This window comes from Sneathiella marina (genome assembly GCF_023746535.1).
Lineage (GTDB): Bacteria > Pseudomonadota > Alphaproteobacteria > Sneathiellales > Sneathiellaceae > Sneathiella > Sneathiella marina.
In genome coordinates this window covers 855,649-869,705 of record NZ_CP098747.1, presented here as the reverse complement: position 1 = coordinate 869,705, position 14,057 = coordinate 855,649, and the positions used below count along the sequence as shown (strand labels likewise).

Annotated in this window: 17 protein-coding genes; 4 read left to right on the top strand and 13 right to left on the bottom strand. The window is 48.6% G+C overall.

Annotation, left to right across the window (positions count from 1 at the left end; all coding sequences use genetic code 11):
• Positions 1-14 precede the first annotated feature (14 nt).
• The gene (locus tag NBZ79_RS19645; protein WP_420854580.1) at positions 15-254 is read right to left on the bottom strand and encodes a CDGSH iron-sulfur domain-containing protein; all 240 of its coding nucleotides are present in this window, start codon (positions 252-254) and stop codon (positions 15-17) included.
• Positions 255-419: 165 nt separating this feature from the next.
• Between NBZ79_RS19645 and ispH the strand changes: the two genes are divergently transcribed.
• The gene (gene ispH, locus NBZ79_RS04205) at positions 420-1,367 is read left to right on the top strand and encodes a 4-hydroxy-3-methylbut-2-enyl diphosphate reductase (RefSeq protein WP_251935787.1); all 948 of its coding nucleotides are present in this window, start codon (positions 420-422) and stop codon (positions 1,365-1,367) included.
• Positions 1,368-2,333, top strand: coding sequence for a homoserine kinase (locus NBZ79_RS04200; RefSeq protein WP_251935786.1), 966 nt, complete (start codon positions 1,368-1,370; stop codon positions 2,331-2,333). It abuts the gene before it with no gap.
• 21 nt (positions 2,334-2,354) lie between these two features.
• On the opposite strand, the gene NBZ79_RS04195 is transcribed toward NBZ79_RS04200, so the two are convergent.
• Complete coding sequence (locus NBZ79_RS04195; protein ID WP_251935785.1) at positions 2,355-3,074, bottom strand: protein phosphatase CheZ; 720 nt, start codon at positions 3,072-3,074, stop codon at positions 2,355-2,357.
• Between the two features lie 206 nt (positions 3,075-3,280).
• Here NBZ79_RS04195 and rnhA point away from each other — a divergent pair, with 206 nt between their 5' ends.
• The gene (gene rnhA, locus NBZ79_RS04190; protein ID WP_251935784.1) at positions 3,281-3,724 is read left to right on the top strand and encodes a ribonuclease HI; all 444 of its coding nucleotides are present in this window, start codon (positions 3,281-3,283) and stop codon (positions 3,722-3,724) included.
• 12 nt (positions 3,725-3,736) lie between these two features.
• Here rnhA and NBZ79_RS04185 read toward each other — a convergent pair whose 3' ends face one another.
• The 3 genes from NBZ79_RS04185 to NBZ79_RS04175 form a co-directional block, all read right to left on the bottom strand.
• The gene (locus tag NBZ79_RS04185; RefSeq protein WP_251935782.1) at positions 3,737-4,201 is read right to left on the bottom strand and encodes a tetratricopeptide repeat protein; all 465 of its coding nucleotides are present in this window, start codon (positions 4,199-4,201) and stop codon (positions 3,737-3,739) included.
• A 59-nt stretch (positions 4,202-4,260) separates the two neighbouring features.
• Positions 4,261-4,740 (bottom strand): peroxiredoxin, encoded by a 480-nt coding sequence (locus NBZ79_RS04180; RefSeq protein ID WP_251935780.1) that lies wholly within the window; start codon positions 4,738-4,740, stop codon positions 4,261-4,263.
• A 105-nt stretch (positions 4,741-4,845) separates the two neighbouring features.
• Positions 4,846-5,691, bottom strand: coding sequence for a protein-disulfide reductase DsbD domain-containing protein (locus NBZ79_RS04175; protein WP_251935779.1), 846 nt, complete (start codon positions 5,689-5,691; stop codon positions 4,846-4,848).
• A gap of 133 nt (positions 5,692-5,824) precedes the next feature.
• On the opposite strand from NBZ79_RS04175, the gene NBZ79_RS04170 reads away from it, so the two are divergent.
• On the top strand, positions 5,825-6,400 hold the full coding sequence (locus NBZ79_RS04170; RefSeq protein WP_251935778.1) for a YqgE/AlgH family protein: 576 nt from the start codon (positions 5,825-5,827) through the stop codon (positions 6,398-6,400).
• A 2-nt stretch (positions 6,401-6,402) separates the two neighbouring features.
• Here the strand turns inward: NBZ79_RS04170 and NBZ79_RS04165 are convergent, their stop codons facing one another.
• The 8 genes from NBZ79_RS04165 to NBZ79_RS04135 form a co-directional block, all read right to left on the bottom strand.
• Positions 6,403-6,996, bottom strand: coding sequence for a GNAT family N-acetyltransferase (locus tag NBZ79_RS04165; RefSeq protein ID WP_256470295.1), 594 nt, complete (start codon positions 6,994-6,996; stop codon positions 6,403-6,405).
• Between the two features lie 116 nt (positions 6,997-7,112).
• Entirely contained in the window at positions 7,113-8,372 is a 1,260-nt protein-coding gene (locus NBZ79_RS04160) for a M16 family metallopeptidase (protein WP_251935776.1), read from the bottom strand.
• A 15-nt stretch (positions 8,373-8,387) separates the two neighbouring features.
• Positions 8,388-9,788 carry a threonine synthase gene (thrC, locus tag NBZ79_RS04155; RefSeq protein ID WP_420854579.1) on the bottom strand — a complete coding sequence of 467 codons (1,401 nt, stop codon included), beginning with the start codon at positions 9,786-9,788 and terminating at the stop codon, positions 8,388-8,390.
• Positions 9,789-9,903: 115 nt separating this feature from the next.
• Positions 9,904-11,418, bottom strand: a complete 1,515-nt coding sequence (locus tag NBZ79_RS04150) for a carboxypeptidase M32 (RefSeq protein WP_251935774.1) — start codon at positions 11,416-11,418, stop codon at positions 9,904-9,906.
• Positions 11,405-12,124: an SURF1 family protein gene (locus NBZ79_RS04145; RefSeq protein WP_251935773.1), complete on the bottom strand. Its 720-nt coding sequence runs from the start codon at positions 12,122-12,124 to the stop codon at positions 11,405-11,407. The genes NBZ79_RS04150 and NBZ79_RS04145 overlap by 14 nt, the downstream gene beginning before the upstream one ends.
• Positions 12,125-12,126: 2 nt before the next feature.
• On the bottom strand, positions 12,127-12,501 hold the full coding sequence (locus NBZ79_RS19640) for a DUF983 domain-containing protein (RefSeq protein WP_420854560.1): 375 nt from the start codon (positions 12,499-12,501) through the stop codon (positions 12,127-12,129).
• Positions 12,502-12,513: 12 nt separating this feature from the next.
• Complete coding sequence (locus NBZ79_RS04140) at positions 12,514-13,329, bottom strand: cytochrome c oxidase subunit 3 (RefSeq protein WP_251935772.1); 816 nt, start codon at positions 13,327-13,329, stop codon at positions 12,514-12,516.
• A 61-nt stretch (positions 13,330-13,390) separates the two neighbouring features.
• Entirely contained in the window at positions 13,391-13,981 is a 591-nt protein-coding gene (locus NBZ79_RS04135) for a cytochrome c oxidase assembly protein (RefSeq protein WP_251935771.1), read from the bottom strand.
• Between the last annotated feature and the right edge of the window lie 76 nt (positions 13,982-14,057).

Here is a 14,057-nt window from a genome sequence, read left to right as displayed (position 1 = left end):
CAGGTAAAACTTCACTAAAAATTTTTGTGAGTGCCATCACAAAGCGGATTTGACCCGCTTTTCTTGCAACCGCAAAAAAATACGGTTTTCGCTGAGTCGGATGAAAAGGGAATGGGCTTAAATTCAGTCATACTATGAGATCCGTCGCAGAAAGGCTGTTTAGCACTTTGCCCACAAGAGCACCAAAAGTATTTTTTTCCCTCTTCCACATCTATTTTATAGGGGGCCTTTTGCGCTATCTTCGGTTCTGCCATGGTAAATTTCCTCGTCCCAAACTGGTCTTCTGCCATAAACTATTGTAATACTCCGGCAAATCTATGATGTACTGTTGTATTTAGCAAGCAACGGTATTTAAGTAATTACCTTACGTTACCTATCCCGCTGCCTCGTCAACCGGGCAGCAACGGAGAGAGTGCCATATGGAACACCTTAAACGGACCCTATTACTCGCAGCGCCAAGGGGCTTCTGTGCAGGAGTGGATCGGGCCATTCAGATTGTCGAACGCGCTCTGGAAAAATACGGGGCACCTGTTTATGTGAGGCATGAAATTGTCCATAATCGCTTCGTTGTCGAAAGCCTCGAGCGCAAAGGGGCGGTTTTTGTTGATGAGCTTTCTGATGTCCCCAAAGATGTTCCGGTCATCTTTTCAGCACATGGGGTCGCAAAATCAGTCCCACAAGAGGCAGAAAACCGCCGGATGTTCTATATTGATGCAACATGTCCCCTGGTGAGCAAAGTCCATCGGGAAGCGGAACGCCATGAAAAAGATAATTTGGAAGTCATTCTGATCGGGCATCGCGGCCATCCGGAAGTCATCGGTACCATGGGCCAGCTGCACGAAGGTGAAATCACTCTCATTGAAACAACCGAAGAAGCAGCCGCATTTACCCCCAAGCAAAAAGATAAGGGATTGGCGTATCTGACACAAACAACGCTTTCAGTGGATGAGACCAAGGATATCGTCGATATTTTAAAAGCACGGTTTCCTGAAATCCAAAGCCCAAAAAAGGAAGATATCTGTTACGCCACGACGAACAGACAGGCCGCCGTAAAAGTGCTCGCGCAGAAATGTGATGGCCTGCTAGTTATCGGTGCGCCGAACTCTTCCAATTCCATGCGTCTCGTTGAAGTAGGCCAGAAATCTGGCTGTTCGACGGTCGCTCTCGTTCAAAGAGCAACAGATATTCCGTGGAATAGCTTACGGGATTGCAAAACTGTCGGAATTACAGCGGGCGCATCCGCACCAGAAACGCTTGTCGAAGAAGTAGTTGCTGCCTTCGACAAACGGTATGATATTGAGGTCAAGGAAATTGTTACGCAAAAAGAACAGGTTGTCTTCAAAATGCCGCGTGTTCTGGAGGGATAGATGGCGGTTTATACGGAAATCTCTGACGAGGATCTGGATGGATTACTCGCTCAGTATGATATTGGTCAGGCTCTATCTTGCAAGGGAATTGCAGAAGGCGTGGAAAACTCCAACTATCTACTTCATACAGAGACAAATTTCTATATCCTGACATTGTATGAAAAGCGGGTCAGCAAGGAAGATCTGCCGTTTTTTCTGGGTCTTATGCAACATCTTGCATCAAGTGGTTTCATGTCTCCAAAACCAATTCGGGCAAAAAATGGAGAATTTTTGCAAGAAGTTGCAAATCGGCCTGCTGCAATTATCGAATTCCTTGACGGTCGCTCCGTCAAACGAGCCTCTCCGCAGCATTGCGGACTAGTTGGCTCCGCCTTAGCACAACTGCATACCGCGGGCAGTGATTTTAAACTATCGCGTAAGAATACACTTTCAATAGAAAGTTGGAGGCCTTTATTTGATGGGTGCAAATCCGGAAATCCTGTGGAGCTAACCTCGCAATTGCTGTCGGAAATTGAAGGTGAACTGCAATATCTTGAGGCTAATTGGCCGTCGGATCTCCCGAGTGGGGTCATTCATGCAGATCTATTTCCCGACAATATCTTCTTCCTCAACGACGCCGTCAGTGGCGTCATCGACTACTATTTTGCGTGCAATGATTTTTTTGCTTTCGACCTTGCCATCTGCCTGAACGCCTGGTGTTTTGAAACTGACGGAAGCTTTAACATTACGAAGGCTCGAAAATTGCTCAATGGGTATCGGTCTATCCGCCCATTTTCCAAAGAAGAACTGAGTTTCCTGCCGCTTCTTTGCCGAGGCGCTTCAATCCGTTTTTTCCTGACGAGACTGTATGATTGGTTGAACCAAGTGGATGGTGCGTTGGTGAAACCGAAGGATCCTTTCGAGTATTTGAAAAAATCCCAGTTCCACAGGCTGGTCGAGACAGTTTCCGCTTATGGATTGGACTGAGAGAACCTTTTCCGACGGCAATCAGTCGAAAAGAGAATCGATTTCATCCTGTGATATCTCATGTCCTTCGGGTCGCGGACCGTTGAGCTCAATATCGTCGTCGAGCTGAACATCCTGCTTAACAATCTCAACCTCTTCTAGTTCGCCTTCCCCGCCCAGGATATCAATCATGGCGCCAACCCGCTCTTCAACAAAAGCTAAGGTCCCGACAACTTTTGTGATGCGCTGCCCGGTTATATCTTGGAAATTGCAGGCTTCATAAATTTTCATGATCGCGCCGTTGATGCCCTCGACGATTTCTGCCTCTTCGGGCGTACTGGAGTTCACCTCCAGGCTTTCGTTCTTATTTTCGATGATTTCAACGGCTTCAAGGATTGAGTTTGTTGCTGTTTCCGTATCGATAACAACAGCGTCCAACTGATCAGACATTGCATTCAACTTCTGGCCGGAAGCGGAGGATTGAAGGGAAGCAATTTCCCGTTTCGTTTCCATGATCACTTCGGACAGCTGTTGCAATTCCTGGCGCAAGTTGACGAACTCCATGATTTCCATGGACCCTTCCTCAACAGGAGCTTCTTCTTCTACCTCTTCTTCAACACCGAGTTGCTTCCGCAGCGCTTTGATTTCCGCCATAATTTGCTCGTAATGATGTTCGCCCACCCCGCCTTCAACAGCTGTCGTGGCCGGTTGATTTCCATTGGAAAACTGTTTTATTTCAGCGGAAAAAATTTTCTTTTGCATCCGTTTTACTCAAACCCCACAAATCGATTGAAAAATATCATGCGTTGCGCTTACCGGTTACTATTAGGGAAATGGACTAATTTTCGGTTAAAAATATAAAAATTTCGAGAATTGCCGAACCTGAAAAGACATGTTATTAGCCGAAACCGGCAATCCATCAAAAATGGATAGCCCTTCTACAAGTCTGGAATTTCTAAGGAATTAGTATGAGTAACGATGCTGTTATTATTTACACCGATGGTGCGTGCTCAGGTAATCCAGGCCCCGGTGGTTGGGGGGCTCTTTTAACCCATAAAGAGAGATCCAAAGAATTATGCGGCGGTGAAAAGGAAACCACTAATAACCGCATGGAGCTTATGGCAGCCATTCAGGCGTTGAATTCACTCAAGAAAAGCTCAATAGTCGAACTCCATACAGATAGCACCTATGTAAAAGACGGCATAACGAAATGGATGACGAACTGGAAGCGCAATGGCTGGAAAACAGCAGCAAAAAAACCCGTCAAAAACAAGGATTTATGGCTTATGCTGGATGAGGCAATCGGGCATCACGATATTGCCTGGAAATGGGTTAAAGGCCATGCGGGTAATCCGGGAAATGAAAAGGCCGATCAACTTGCAAATGCCGGAATGGAAACATTCAAAAAATAGTCGCTTCCACGCCTATTTATAATCAGCCAGCCTTTTATCAATGAACAGCAGGTCTTCTGATCCAAGCTGGGTTATGAGCATATCTTTTCGGGCAAGCGCCCAATCGCGCCCCTGCCGAGCGGCAAGACTGTACCATATGACGGCCTCTTTCAAATCAGCCTCTACGCCATAACCGTTCTCAAAGAAGGCCCCCAAGTTAAGCTGGGCAGTCGCATCCCCGCTTTCCGCCGCTTTTTGATAGAGTTCGAGCGCTTTTGAATAATCTTGTGCCACGCCTTCCCCACGTTCGAGAAAACTGGCATAGGCAACCTGACACCGGGTTTCACCGTCACCGGCACATCGCTTGAAATAGGTAAGGGCCCCAATGGAATCGCCGCTATCCAGAATACGGACACCTTCATGGAAATCATTAGCTTGCGCATTACCAAGCAAACCGAAAGGCATCATGAGCAAGAACAAATAGACGAAATATTTCATACTCTGCTCCTTAAAATATAAAAGGGGAAAGCTGCCGCTTTCCCCTTTCGCATTTGCTATTAAAGCTGGCCGAGCAATGTTTCTGCGTCAGAAACTTCAAATCCGCCAGTTTCTTCTAAATTTAACTGCGTTACGGTGCCGTCGTCGACAACCATGGAATACCGACGCGAGCGAATACCAAGACCGGCTCCAGAGGCATCGAACTCAACGTTCATTGCTTTCGTAAAGGCTGCATCCGGATCAGCAACCATTTTTACGCTACCTGCATTATGGTCTTTGCCCCAGGCGCCCATAACAAAAGGGTCATTAACGGAAAGGCAAACAATATCATCAACGCCCTTACCGGACAGGTTCGCCGCATTGTCGACAAATCCCGGAAGATGTTTGGCCGAACAGGTCGGCGTATAGGCACCAGGAACTGCGAACAACGCCACTTTCTTTCCGCCAAATAAATCATCAACGGACATTTTAGTTGGTCCCGTTTCGGTCATCATCATCAAATCGACATTTGGAAGTTTATCGCCAACTTGTATCGTCATATCTACATTCCTATGATTGGTTTCCAAGATTAGAAAAATTAAGTGCTTCTAACATAATCATGTCGGCAGAAATAAAAAGCCTTCAATTCATAATGCGCGAATTCCCTAGTGTATGATTAATGTGCCCTCGCTTGCGAAATCCTGGTCAAATACTGTCACCGTAACCAATTGGTCCTTCAACAATTCCTTTTTTGTCGGTAAATCCGCCTCGATTTCAAAAGTAACAGTTTTCCGATCCTCTGAGATTCGGTCGGAAAGGACGGCAAAAAAGATGCCTTCTTTTCCTTCCAACGCGATTTTAGGGTCCTTGAACTTTGCATTCGCGACGGCAGTAACAGAAAATCGGGTGTCACCGGTCAGATCTGCAGTAACCAGTGAGATAGCTGAAAAATCGTCCCCGACCGTGTGGGGCACAAGACTGGCAAATTCTTCAATAATCGGTGCCTGTTCCGAAAGCTCGCCGGTATTTGCTGGTAGGATCAAAGAAAATTCATGTTGATAGGGAATGCAAACCTGCTCACATATGCCGTAAAAAAGTTTGAGTTTTAAATCCAGCGGCTGTGACGAATCCTCAACTTCAACTGAAATCGGATACACAACTTCATCATGATATCCCCAGGTTGTCAGGCCGAAAACATCAAACTGTTCCGGTGCAGGCCAATGAATTGTACTCTGCTTGAAATTCACAGACCCCGACCAATCAAACTGCGGAGGAATTCCGGCATCCCCTGGGCTACGCCAATAAATCTTCCAACCCTTTTGCAATTGAACCTGTAATCCAAGGCGAATGGATTTATGTCCCTTGACCCCGTCCACTTCAGATATCAACCGGATCTTAGACTGTTCGGTCTCTTCCCATGCAGAAGCTGACCCGGCCTGCGCTGTTTGTCCGGCAAACGCCAAAAAAACCGACACATAAAAGCCGCTTCGAAACATAGTCACTAATTTCATCAAATTACGCTCGCCGTTTAAAAAAAGACATTTTCATCCTATATAAGGCAATATTAAGAGATTATGTGTCACATTCTGATCAATATTAGTTCAACTTGTGGGAATTCCTGTAAAGCGGGTATATATTTAGGGTATGACTGAAGAAACCATAGAGACCGGATATTTGGACGGTAAGCTGCTGGTTGCCATGCCAACCATGTCTGATCCACGCTTTGAACGAGCAGTGATTCTGTTGTGTGCACATTCAGAATCTGGCGCCATGGGTATCCTCCTGAACAAAACACTCGATGCCCTTTCATTCACGGAATTGCTGGAACAGCTTGATATTCCGGAAGTTGGCGATGCCAGTCAAATCAAAGTTCATTTTGGTGGCCCGGTTGATACAGAGCGCGGGTTTGTCGTTCATTCAACGGACTTGCTTCATGAAACCACGTTGGTGATCGGCGACGGCATGGCCCTCACCGCAACCATTGATATGCTGAAATCCATCGCCAAGGGTACGGGGCCGGATAACAGCTTCCTGGCGCTTGGCTACGCTGGATGGGGGCCCGGACAGCTGGAACAGGAACTGCAGCAGAATGGCTGGCTGGTTGTCAGCCCCGACATGGATATAGTCTTTGGAGCTGCGCTAGATCAGAAATGGCAGGCGGCCGTCACTAAACTCGGTGTTGATCCAGCGTTACTGTCCGGCGATATCGGCCACGCATAGCGTTAAGCCTTGCTTGGTGCGATTGTATCGCCCTTCAAGAAGGCAAAGAGCAGATGGTCGTGCCAAACACCATTAATACAAAGATACTCCCGTGCAACCCCTTCGCGCGAAAAACCAACTTTATCAAGCAAGGCGGAGCTGGGAATATTTTCCAGTAGGCAGGCGGCTTCAATACGCCGCAATCCATACTGATCAAAAAGGCTGGGGATTAATCCACAGAGTGCTTCAAACATATAGCCATGACGCGCAAATCTTTGTCCTATCCAATAGCCCAGCGTACCCGTTTGCGAGACACCCCTGCGAATATTACTGAGCGTTATACCGCCGATAATTTGATGACTTTCCTTTTGAAAAATAAAAAATGCGTGCCCGATATCGTCCCTGGCATCCCGGGAATAGCGACGCATTCGTAACCGGTAATTTGCTTTGGACAACGTATCCGCCGTCCAAACCGGCTCCCACGGAACAAGGAAATGCCGGCTTTCGGATCGCAAAGCCGCCCAGGCTTGCCAATCTGACATTTTTGGCGTTCGTAAATATAAACGCCTTGTTTGTATTTTGGGGCCTACGCCAAGATTCGTTAGCCGTTCTAACATAGGATCCTCAAAGATCAAATTTCTACCGTTCGATAAACACTACTCCAGCATCCGCCCCTGATCTAGCGCAGATTACGACGCGATGCAGGTGTCTTCGAGCGAAAGCGATAATATTATCAATTTAGTTTCTGCGACATATTCCCAAACGATGTCGCCGATTTCAAGGGGCCAATTGCCGCTATTGTTGGCGCAATGCCTGTAAACAACCTGCCTGCCAAATCCTGAACACGGGCGGCGGAAACGGCATCAATATTGGCAACGGTTTCTGCGGCCGGAATGATACGGTTGAAAATCAGCATCTGCCGTGCATATACCTCGGATCTAGAAGCAGGGCTTTCTTGCCCCATTAACATGGCTGCTTTATGTTGCGCTTTCGCCCGATCGACCTCTGCATCCAAGATGCTCCCGGTTGCCCGGAGAAGCTCATCGGCAAGCACAGTGCTCAATTCGTCAATTTGATCTTCTCCTGTCCCCGCATAAACGGTAAACAGCCCTGTATCCGCAAAGGAAGAGGCAAAACTGAAAACCGAATAGCACAAGCCTCGCCGTTCTCTCAGTTCTTGAAACAACCGGGATGACATGCCACCGCCCAGCAAGCCGGAGAGTATCTGGGACGTATAAAAATCATCGTCACCATAGGCTACGCCAGGTACAGAGAGAGCAAAATGGATTTGCTCGAGGTCTCGGCCTTCCAGAAATTCGCCGCCTTTGTAAATCGCGCGTTCCATATTGGTCGCGCCATTTGTCGGCAGCTCAATGAAGGCCTGTTCAGCCAAACGGACCAATTCATCGTGATCAATTGCGCCCGAAGCGCTAAGAACCATTTTCGATGCAAGATATCGTTTCTTCATATAGCCCGCGATAGTATCCCGGCCGAATCCACGAACTTTTGACGAGGTTCCAAGTATGGAACGACCCAATGGTTGATTCGGATAGGCTGTTTCCTGCAAATGATCGAAGATTATATCATCTGGCGTATCATGGGTCTGTCCGATTTCCTGGACAATTACTTCCTTTTCGCGGCCCAATTCCTCATCATCAAAGCTTGAATGTTGCAAGATATCCCCAAGAATATCCACAGCAAGTGGCACATCGGCTTTGAGTACCCGCGCAAAGTACGCTGTCTGATCCCGACTGGTATAAGCATTCAAATGGCCGCCCACTGCTTCGATTACCTCGGCGATTTCCAGTGCTGTCCTTTTTTCAGTTCCCTTGAACGCCATATGCTCCAAAACATGGGAAATGCCATTTTCCGCCACGGTCTCGTGACGGGCGCCCGTATCTACCCAAACACCCACTGCCGCGGTCTCCAGACCTGGCATCGGGTCCGAAATAACTCGCAGGCCGTTACTCAATGTTGATACTTTTAGACTCATAGAATTTCTTTCAATTTAGATAGCCTGCAAGATACGAGCTCTTTCCCTAATATAGGATTTCACTGTGCTTAAGTCGTTGGGAAGCTGAACTAATCGCTCTTCGCGAGTGAATAAGTCGGACAGATGGCCCGGCAGTTCGGGATGTACGCCCGTAGCCTTTTCAACAGCATCAGGGAACTTGGCTGGATGAGCAGTGGACAAGGTGACAAGTGGTGCATCTGAATGGTTCCGACATTCCGCGCCAACCTTCAAACCCACCGCTGTATGCGGATCCACGAGCTTTAAACTGTCCTGCAGGGTGTGCTGGATCGTCTGTAATGTTTCGTCCTCACTGCTACTGCCAGCGGAAAAAATACCTTCGTTCAGCAAGGACATATTTACAGAAAAGCCGCCGTCAGTATCAAGTTTGCTCATAAGATCGCTGACAGCCACGCCGTCGCGACCATGCAAGTCAAACAAGAACCGTTCGAAATTGCTGGACACCTGAATGTCCATGCTTGGGCTGATAGTCGGATCGACACCGGATTTGCGATATTCTCCTGAATTAAAGAACCGGGATAGAATATCATTGCGGTTTGTGGCAACGATCAACTGCTCAACCGGTAGCCCCATTTTACTGGCAGCATAGCCGGCATATACATCCCCAAAATTACCACTCGGCACGGAAAAGGAAACAGCCCTATCAGGCGATCCAAGGCTAACACCGACAGTAAAATAGTAAACGATCTGCGCCATAACCCGCGCCCAGTTGATTGAATTTACAGCCGAAACCGCAAGCTCATCCCTGAAAGCAAGGTCATTGAACATGGCTTTGACCATGGCCTGGCAATCATCAAAATCTCCTTCAACAGCAATGTTATGCACATTGCTGTCGAGGACCGTTGTCATCTGCCGCCGCTGCACTTCAGAAACACGTCCTGCTGGATGCAGAATAAAGATATCTACCGCATCCCGGCCCCGACAAGCGTCTATAGCCGCAGAACCTGTATCGCCAGAGGTGGCGCCGACGATTGTCACCCGTTTCCCCCGGCTCCCCAATAGATGATCATACAGCAACCCTAAAAGCTGCAGTGCCACATCCTTAAATGCCAGTGTCGGGCCATGATAAAGTTCCATCAGAAACTCGTTAGGTCCGAGCTGGCTGAGGGGCACAACTGCCTGATGGGAAAAGCTGGCGTAGGCTTTCGTCGTCATGGCTGTAAAATCAGATTTTGAAATTGCGTCGCCAATAAACGGGTAGAGCAGAAATGCTGCTGCATCGGCATAGTTCATGGAGGCGAGACTGCGAATTTCGTCCTGCGAAAATTGGGGCCAAGTTTCGGGGACATACAATCCGCCATCGCGGGCCAGCCCTGTCAGGACAACCTCATCAAAACTCAGAACCGGCGCCTCGCCGCGCGTGCTGATATAGCGCACCATTCTTCTCCAATAATTAACTCAAAAGGCGGGAGAGAGTAAGCATATGATCCTCTGCGACGCAAGCGCAGACTTCAACATAGCTCGCCCGCTCCCTTATATTTTCATGATTTTCCTAGGACGGGAGATAGCGGGCGTTCAAATGCGCTTTGAAAGCATCCGTATGAAGGGCATATCCTGTCGCCGCTTGCAATATCTCATTAGTCGATTTTGAGCTCCCGACCTCATGAATATTCTGACGCAACCAAGTAACCAGTCCGTCAAACCTTCCAACCCGTATTTGAGCCTGTAGATTTTCTACATTGTCAAATGCTGCCTGGAATATCTGGGCGGCTGCCAACGCCCCCATGGTATAAGTGGGGAAATATCCGATCGCCCCACTTGGCCAGTGAATATCCTGAAGACATCCCATGCTGTCAGTTGGTGGCGTAACTCCAAGTAAGGTCTGCATCTGTTCGTTCCAGGCGCCAGGCAATTCAGCAATTGCAAGATCTCCTGAAAGCAGCGCTTTTTCCAATCGATAGCGTAAAATGACATGCAGCGGGTACGTCACTTCATCGGCGTCAACACGGATCATGTCTGGTTTAACGTTCAAATATAACTGTTGCAAATTTTGAAGGTCCCAAGCGGCGCCCGACCCCTGATAGGCTGACTTCATTTTTGGCAGAGCATAAGACAGAAAATCTTCACCACGAGACAATTGCATTTCCACAAGCAAAGACTGACTTTCATGCAGTGCCATACCACGCGCCAGTCCGACGGGCTGCGATCGCCATGCTGCCGGAAGCCCCTGTTCATAAAGGGCATGCCCCGTTTCATGCAACGTTCCCATCAGGCTCTGGGTAAAATCCTCTGTAACGTATCGTGTGGTAAGGCGGACATCATCGGGGATGCCACCGGTAAAAGGATGATGACTGATATCGAGGCGCCCGTGATCAAAATTAAAACCAAGTGCTTCCATAAAATCATGGCCAACCTGTTTTTGGGTTTCAATGGCAAATGGTCCTGCAGGCAAAATTAAATCCGGCTGGCTTTTCTGGCGCTCAAGAACATGTTGCAAAAAGTCCGGCAGAAAGGCACCCAGATCGTTGAACAATGTATCAATTGTCGCGGAGACACATCCAGGTTCATATTGATCCAGCAGTGCATCATAAGGTGAAACCTGAAACGCCTCTGACTTGGCGACCGCTATCTGACGGGTCAGGTCGACCACTTCTTCAAGCGATGGGATAAGGCTGGCAAAATCATTCTCTTCGCGCGCCGCGCGCCACCGCATTTCACAAGCCGAGGTCGCATGGGAATGGGCCTCTACCAAATCCGCATCCACGGCAGTTGCGTGACGCCAGCCATTCCGCATTTCCCGAAGGTTCGCTTGTTGCCAGTCGTTAAGACCGCCGCGATCGGCTTCTGCCTCATCCAGCAGATCACCAATGCCCGGATCGGTCAGCAAGTCATGAGCCAGAACACCCAATGTCGCCAGTTGATTTGCGCGAGCACCGCTGCCACCATCGGGCATGATAACGGCACTGTCCCAGTGCAGCATAGCCATGGCACCGGAAAGCGCTGACTGCCGGGAGAATTTCAGTTCCAGTTGATCATAAGCAGACATGGCCCTCTCACTTATCGCCATTCAGTCGCCCACGTTTAACGCCATACAGCACAAATATGACGATCATGGCAATTGCCAGGCCAAGCCAGGTAAAGGCATACTGAAAATGATTGTTAGGCAATGTCACCCGGGTTTGCCCGCCAATGGGAAATCCGCCAGGAACGTCCGTGGCGTCGACTTCAACAAAGACAGGGGCAACATTGGCACCGATATGGTCCCCCATGGCTTGCAATTCACCATACAGCCAAACATTTGTTTCTGGATTACTTTGCGGCATAAAGGACCAACCCTTGGCCCATGGCTTGCGCGCGATCCCGTTGATGGTAACTTCACCTTCCAACAGACCTGCGGTCCGGGCAGAGGCGTCTTTACGGGTTTCCGGTACCCAGCCGCGATTGACGAGAACAACATCCCCTTCAGCGCTGCGCCTGAAAGGCGTGATAACCTGAAAACCTTTACGTCCCTTGTCAGCATGAGAGAACAAATGCAGTTCGCTTTCATGATCAAAGACACCGGTCACACTGACCCGGCGATACTGCCAGTCTTCAGGCACAATGTCTCCGGATGGAAGAGGCACAGGCGCTGCTGCCAGTTGCGTATTGATTTGCTCGACCAGATTGACCTTCCAGACATAGCGATTAACCTGCCAGACGCTCAGCGCCAGCAGAATTACAACAACCGGCACGGTTATCAATGTCGGGAGAAGTCCGGGTGAAAATTTTTTCATGACTAGTAACGCCTAATTTCCGAGCTGGCTTTATGTTTGAATTGTAAGGCAATCAGATAAGCCTTGGATGGTCTTAGCAGACCAATACAGAGAATAAATATGGTCGGCAACCAGATTGTCAATTGCAACCAGTAAGGCGGACTAAAAGTAAATTCTGTCCAGACCGCCAGTCCCGCGACGATAAAACCGACAATCAGGATTATAAACACGGCCGGGCCGTCCCCACTATTAACAACCGCAAAATTCTGGTTACAAACAGAGCAGGCTTCCTGGAGATCTAGGAAGCCCTTAAAAAGTTTCCCCTTTCCGCAGACCGGGCATTTGCAGGTAAGCCCGGCGCGCAAAGGGGAAATAGATTTTCCATACGAATGCGGCATTCGTATTTTAGGTTAGGTCCATTCTGGTCCTGCACCCCACCAGTAAACGGCGAAGAAAAGGAACAGCCAAACCACGTCAACAAAATGCCAGTACCAGGCGGCCGCTTCAAAACCGAAATGATGCGTCGGCGTAAAATGACCTTTCATGGCTCGGAACAAGCAGACCAACAGGAATACCGTTCCGATAAACACATGCGCACCATGGAACCCAGTGGCCATATAGAATGTTGACGGGTAAATACCATCGGTAAAGCCAAAGGCAGCGTGACTATACTCATAAATCTGAACAGCGGTGAAGCTGGCACCTAGAATAACCGTCAGGACAAGCCCCTGAACCAGGCCTTTGCGGTCGCCATGCTGCAACGCATGATGCGCCCAGGTAACCGTGGTTCCGGACAGCAGCAGAATAATCGTATTCAGCAGCGGAATATGCCAAGGGTTGAAGGTTTGAATTCCTTCTGGAGGCCAAACACCGCCACCGACTTCTGTGGGGAATAATCCAGCATTAAAATAGGCCCAGAACCAGGCAACGAAGAACATCACTTCCGAGGCAATGAACATGATCATGCCATAGCGCAGGCCAAGTTGCACAACCGGTGTGTGATGACCTTCATGCTCACCTTCCTTGACCACGTCTTTCCACCAGGTAAAAGCCGTATAACAAAGGATAACAAATCCAATAATGAATATCGCCATGCCGCCGGAGGCTTCATGCATCCACATTACCGCGCCAATGGCGGTGGCAAATACAGCAATCGACGCCAGCGCCGGCCACGGACTTGGGTCCACTAAGTGATAATCATGTTGTTTGGCGTGTGAATCTGCCATTCTCTAACTCCTGCAAATCGCCGGATCCCCTCCAGCTTATAGTTACTTAACGTCCAACCGGCTAATTGACATTAACCGGCTTTTTCTCAGCTTTAGCGGAAACATCCACTTCTTCTTCCTCATCCTCATTTACAAAAAAAGTATAAGAAAGCGTGATAACGGCTACTTCTTTGGCATTCGGATCCTGATCAATCTCCGGATCAACAAAAAACGTTACCGGCATATCAACCCGTTGACCGGGCTTCAAGACCTGCTCGGTAAAGCAGAAGCAATCAATCTTCGTAAAATACTGGCCAACTTTTTGCGGCGTCACATTAAAGGTTGCCGTTCCTTTGATGATCTTGTCAGTCGGGTTATAGGCTTCATAAAATGCCAGTCCGGTTTCGCCAACCTTCAACGTCACTTTATGCTGAACCGGTTTGAAGTCCCACGGCATGCCACGGCTGGTATTAGCATCAAATTCTATTGTTATGGTGCGATCCAGAACGACATCCGGTGCCATACTTGCCTGCTGCGTAGTGCCGCCATAACCGGTTACCCGGCAGAAAAGATCATATAATGGTACCGACGCATAGGCGAGCCCAACCATTCCAGCCACAACACTAACCAGAACAAGAGCCAACCGTTTCGATTTTGTCTGCGTATCCTTCATTTTCTCACGCGCCTGTCATTTTGACGACAGTAATAAGGTAGAATAACACAACCAACGCCAACAGAATGCCACCGAC

Bases quoted from the DNA above. Each gene is read 5' to 3' on its own strand.
- NBZ79_RS19645 (WP_420854580.1), bottom strand. From the start codon at position 254: ATGGCAGAACCGAAGATAGCGCAAAAGGCCCCCTATAAAATAGATGTG.
- ispH (WP_251935787.1), top strand. From the start codon at position 420: ATGGAACACCTTAAACGGACCCTATTACTCGCAGCGCCAAGGGGCTTC.
- NBZ79_RS04200 (WP_251935786.1), top strand. From the start codon at position 1,368: ATGGCGGTTTATACGGAAATCTCTGACGAGGATCTGGATGGATTACTC.
- NBZ79_RS04195 (WP_251935785.1), bottom strand. From the start codon at position 3,074: ATGCAAAAGAAAATTTTTTCCGCTGAAATAAAACAGTTTTCCAATGGA.
- rnhA (WP_251935784.1), top strand. From the start codon at position 3,281: ATGAGTAACGATGCTGTTATTATTTACACCGATGGTGCGTGCTCAGGT.
- NBZ79_RS04185 (WP_251935782.1), bottom strand. From the start codon at position 4,201: ATGAAATATTTCGTCTATTTGTTCTTGCTCATGATGCCTTTCGGTTTG.
- NBZ79_RS04180 (WP_251935780.1), bottom strand. From the start codon at position 4,740: ATGACGATACAAGTTGGCGATAAACTTCCAAATGTCGATTTGATGATG.
- NBZ79_RS04175 (WP_251935779.1), bottom strand. From the start codon at position 5,691: ATGAAATTAGTGACTATGTTTCGAAGCGGCTTTTATGTGTCGGTTTTT.
- NBZ79_RS04170 (WP_251935778.1), top strand. From the start codon at position 5,825: ATGACTGAAGAAACCATAGAGACCGGATATTTGGACGGTAAGCTGCTG.
- NBZ79_RS04165 (WP_256470295.1), bottom strand. From the start codon at position 6,996: ATGTTAGAACGGCTAACGAATCTTGGCGTAGGCCCCAAAATACAAACA.
- NBZ79_RS04160 (WP_251935776.1), bottom strand. From the start codon at position 8,372: ATGAGTCTAAAAGTATCAACATTGAGTAACGGCCTGCGAGTTATTTCG.
- NBZ79_RS04150 (WP_251935774.1), bottom strand. From the start codon at position 11,418: ATGGCGATAAGTGAGAGGGCCATGTCTGCTTATGATCAACTGGAACTG.
- NBZ79_RS04145 (WP_251935773.1), bottom strand. From the start codon at position 12,124: ATGAAAAAATTTTCACCCGGACTTCTCCCGACATTGATAACCGTGCCG.
- NBZ79_RS19640 (WP_420854560.1), bottom strand. From the start codon at position 12,501: ATGCCGCATTCGTATGGAAAATCTATTTCCCCTTTGCGCGCCGGGCTT.
- NBZ79_RS04140 (WP_251935772.1), bottom strand. From the start codon at position 13,329: ATGGCAGATTCACACGCCAAACAACATGATTATCACTTAGTGGACCCA.
- NBZ79_RS04135 (WP_251935771.1), bottom strand. From the start codon at position 13,981: ATGAAGGATACGCAGACAAAATCGAAACGGTTGGCTCTTGTTCTGGTT.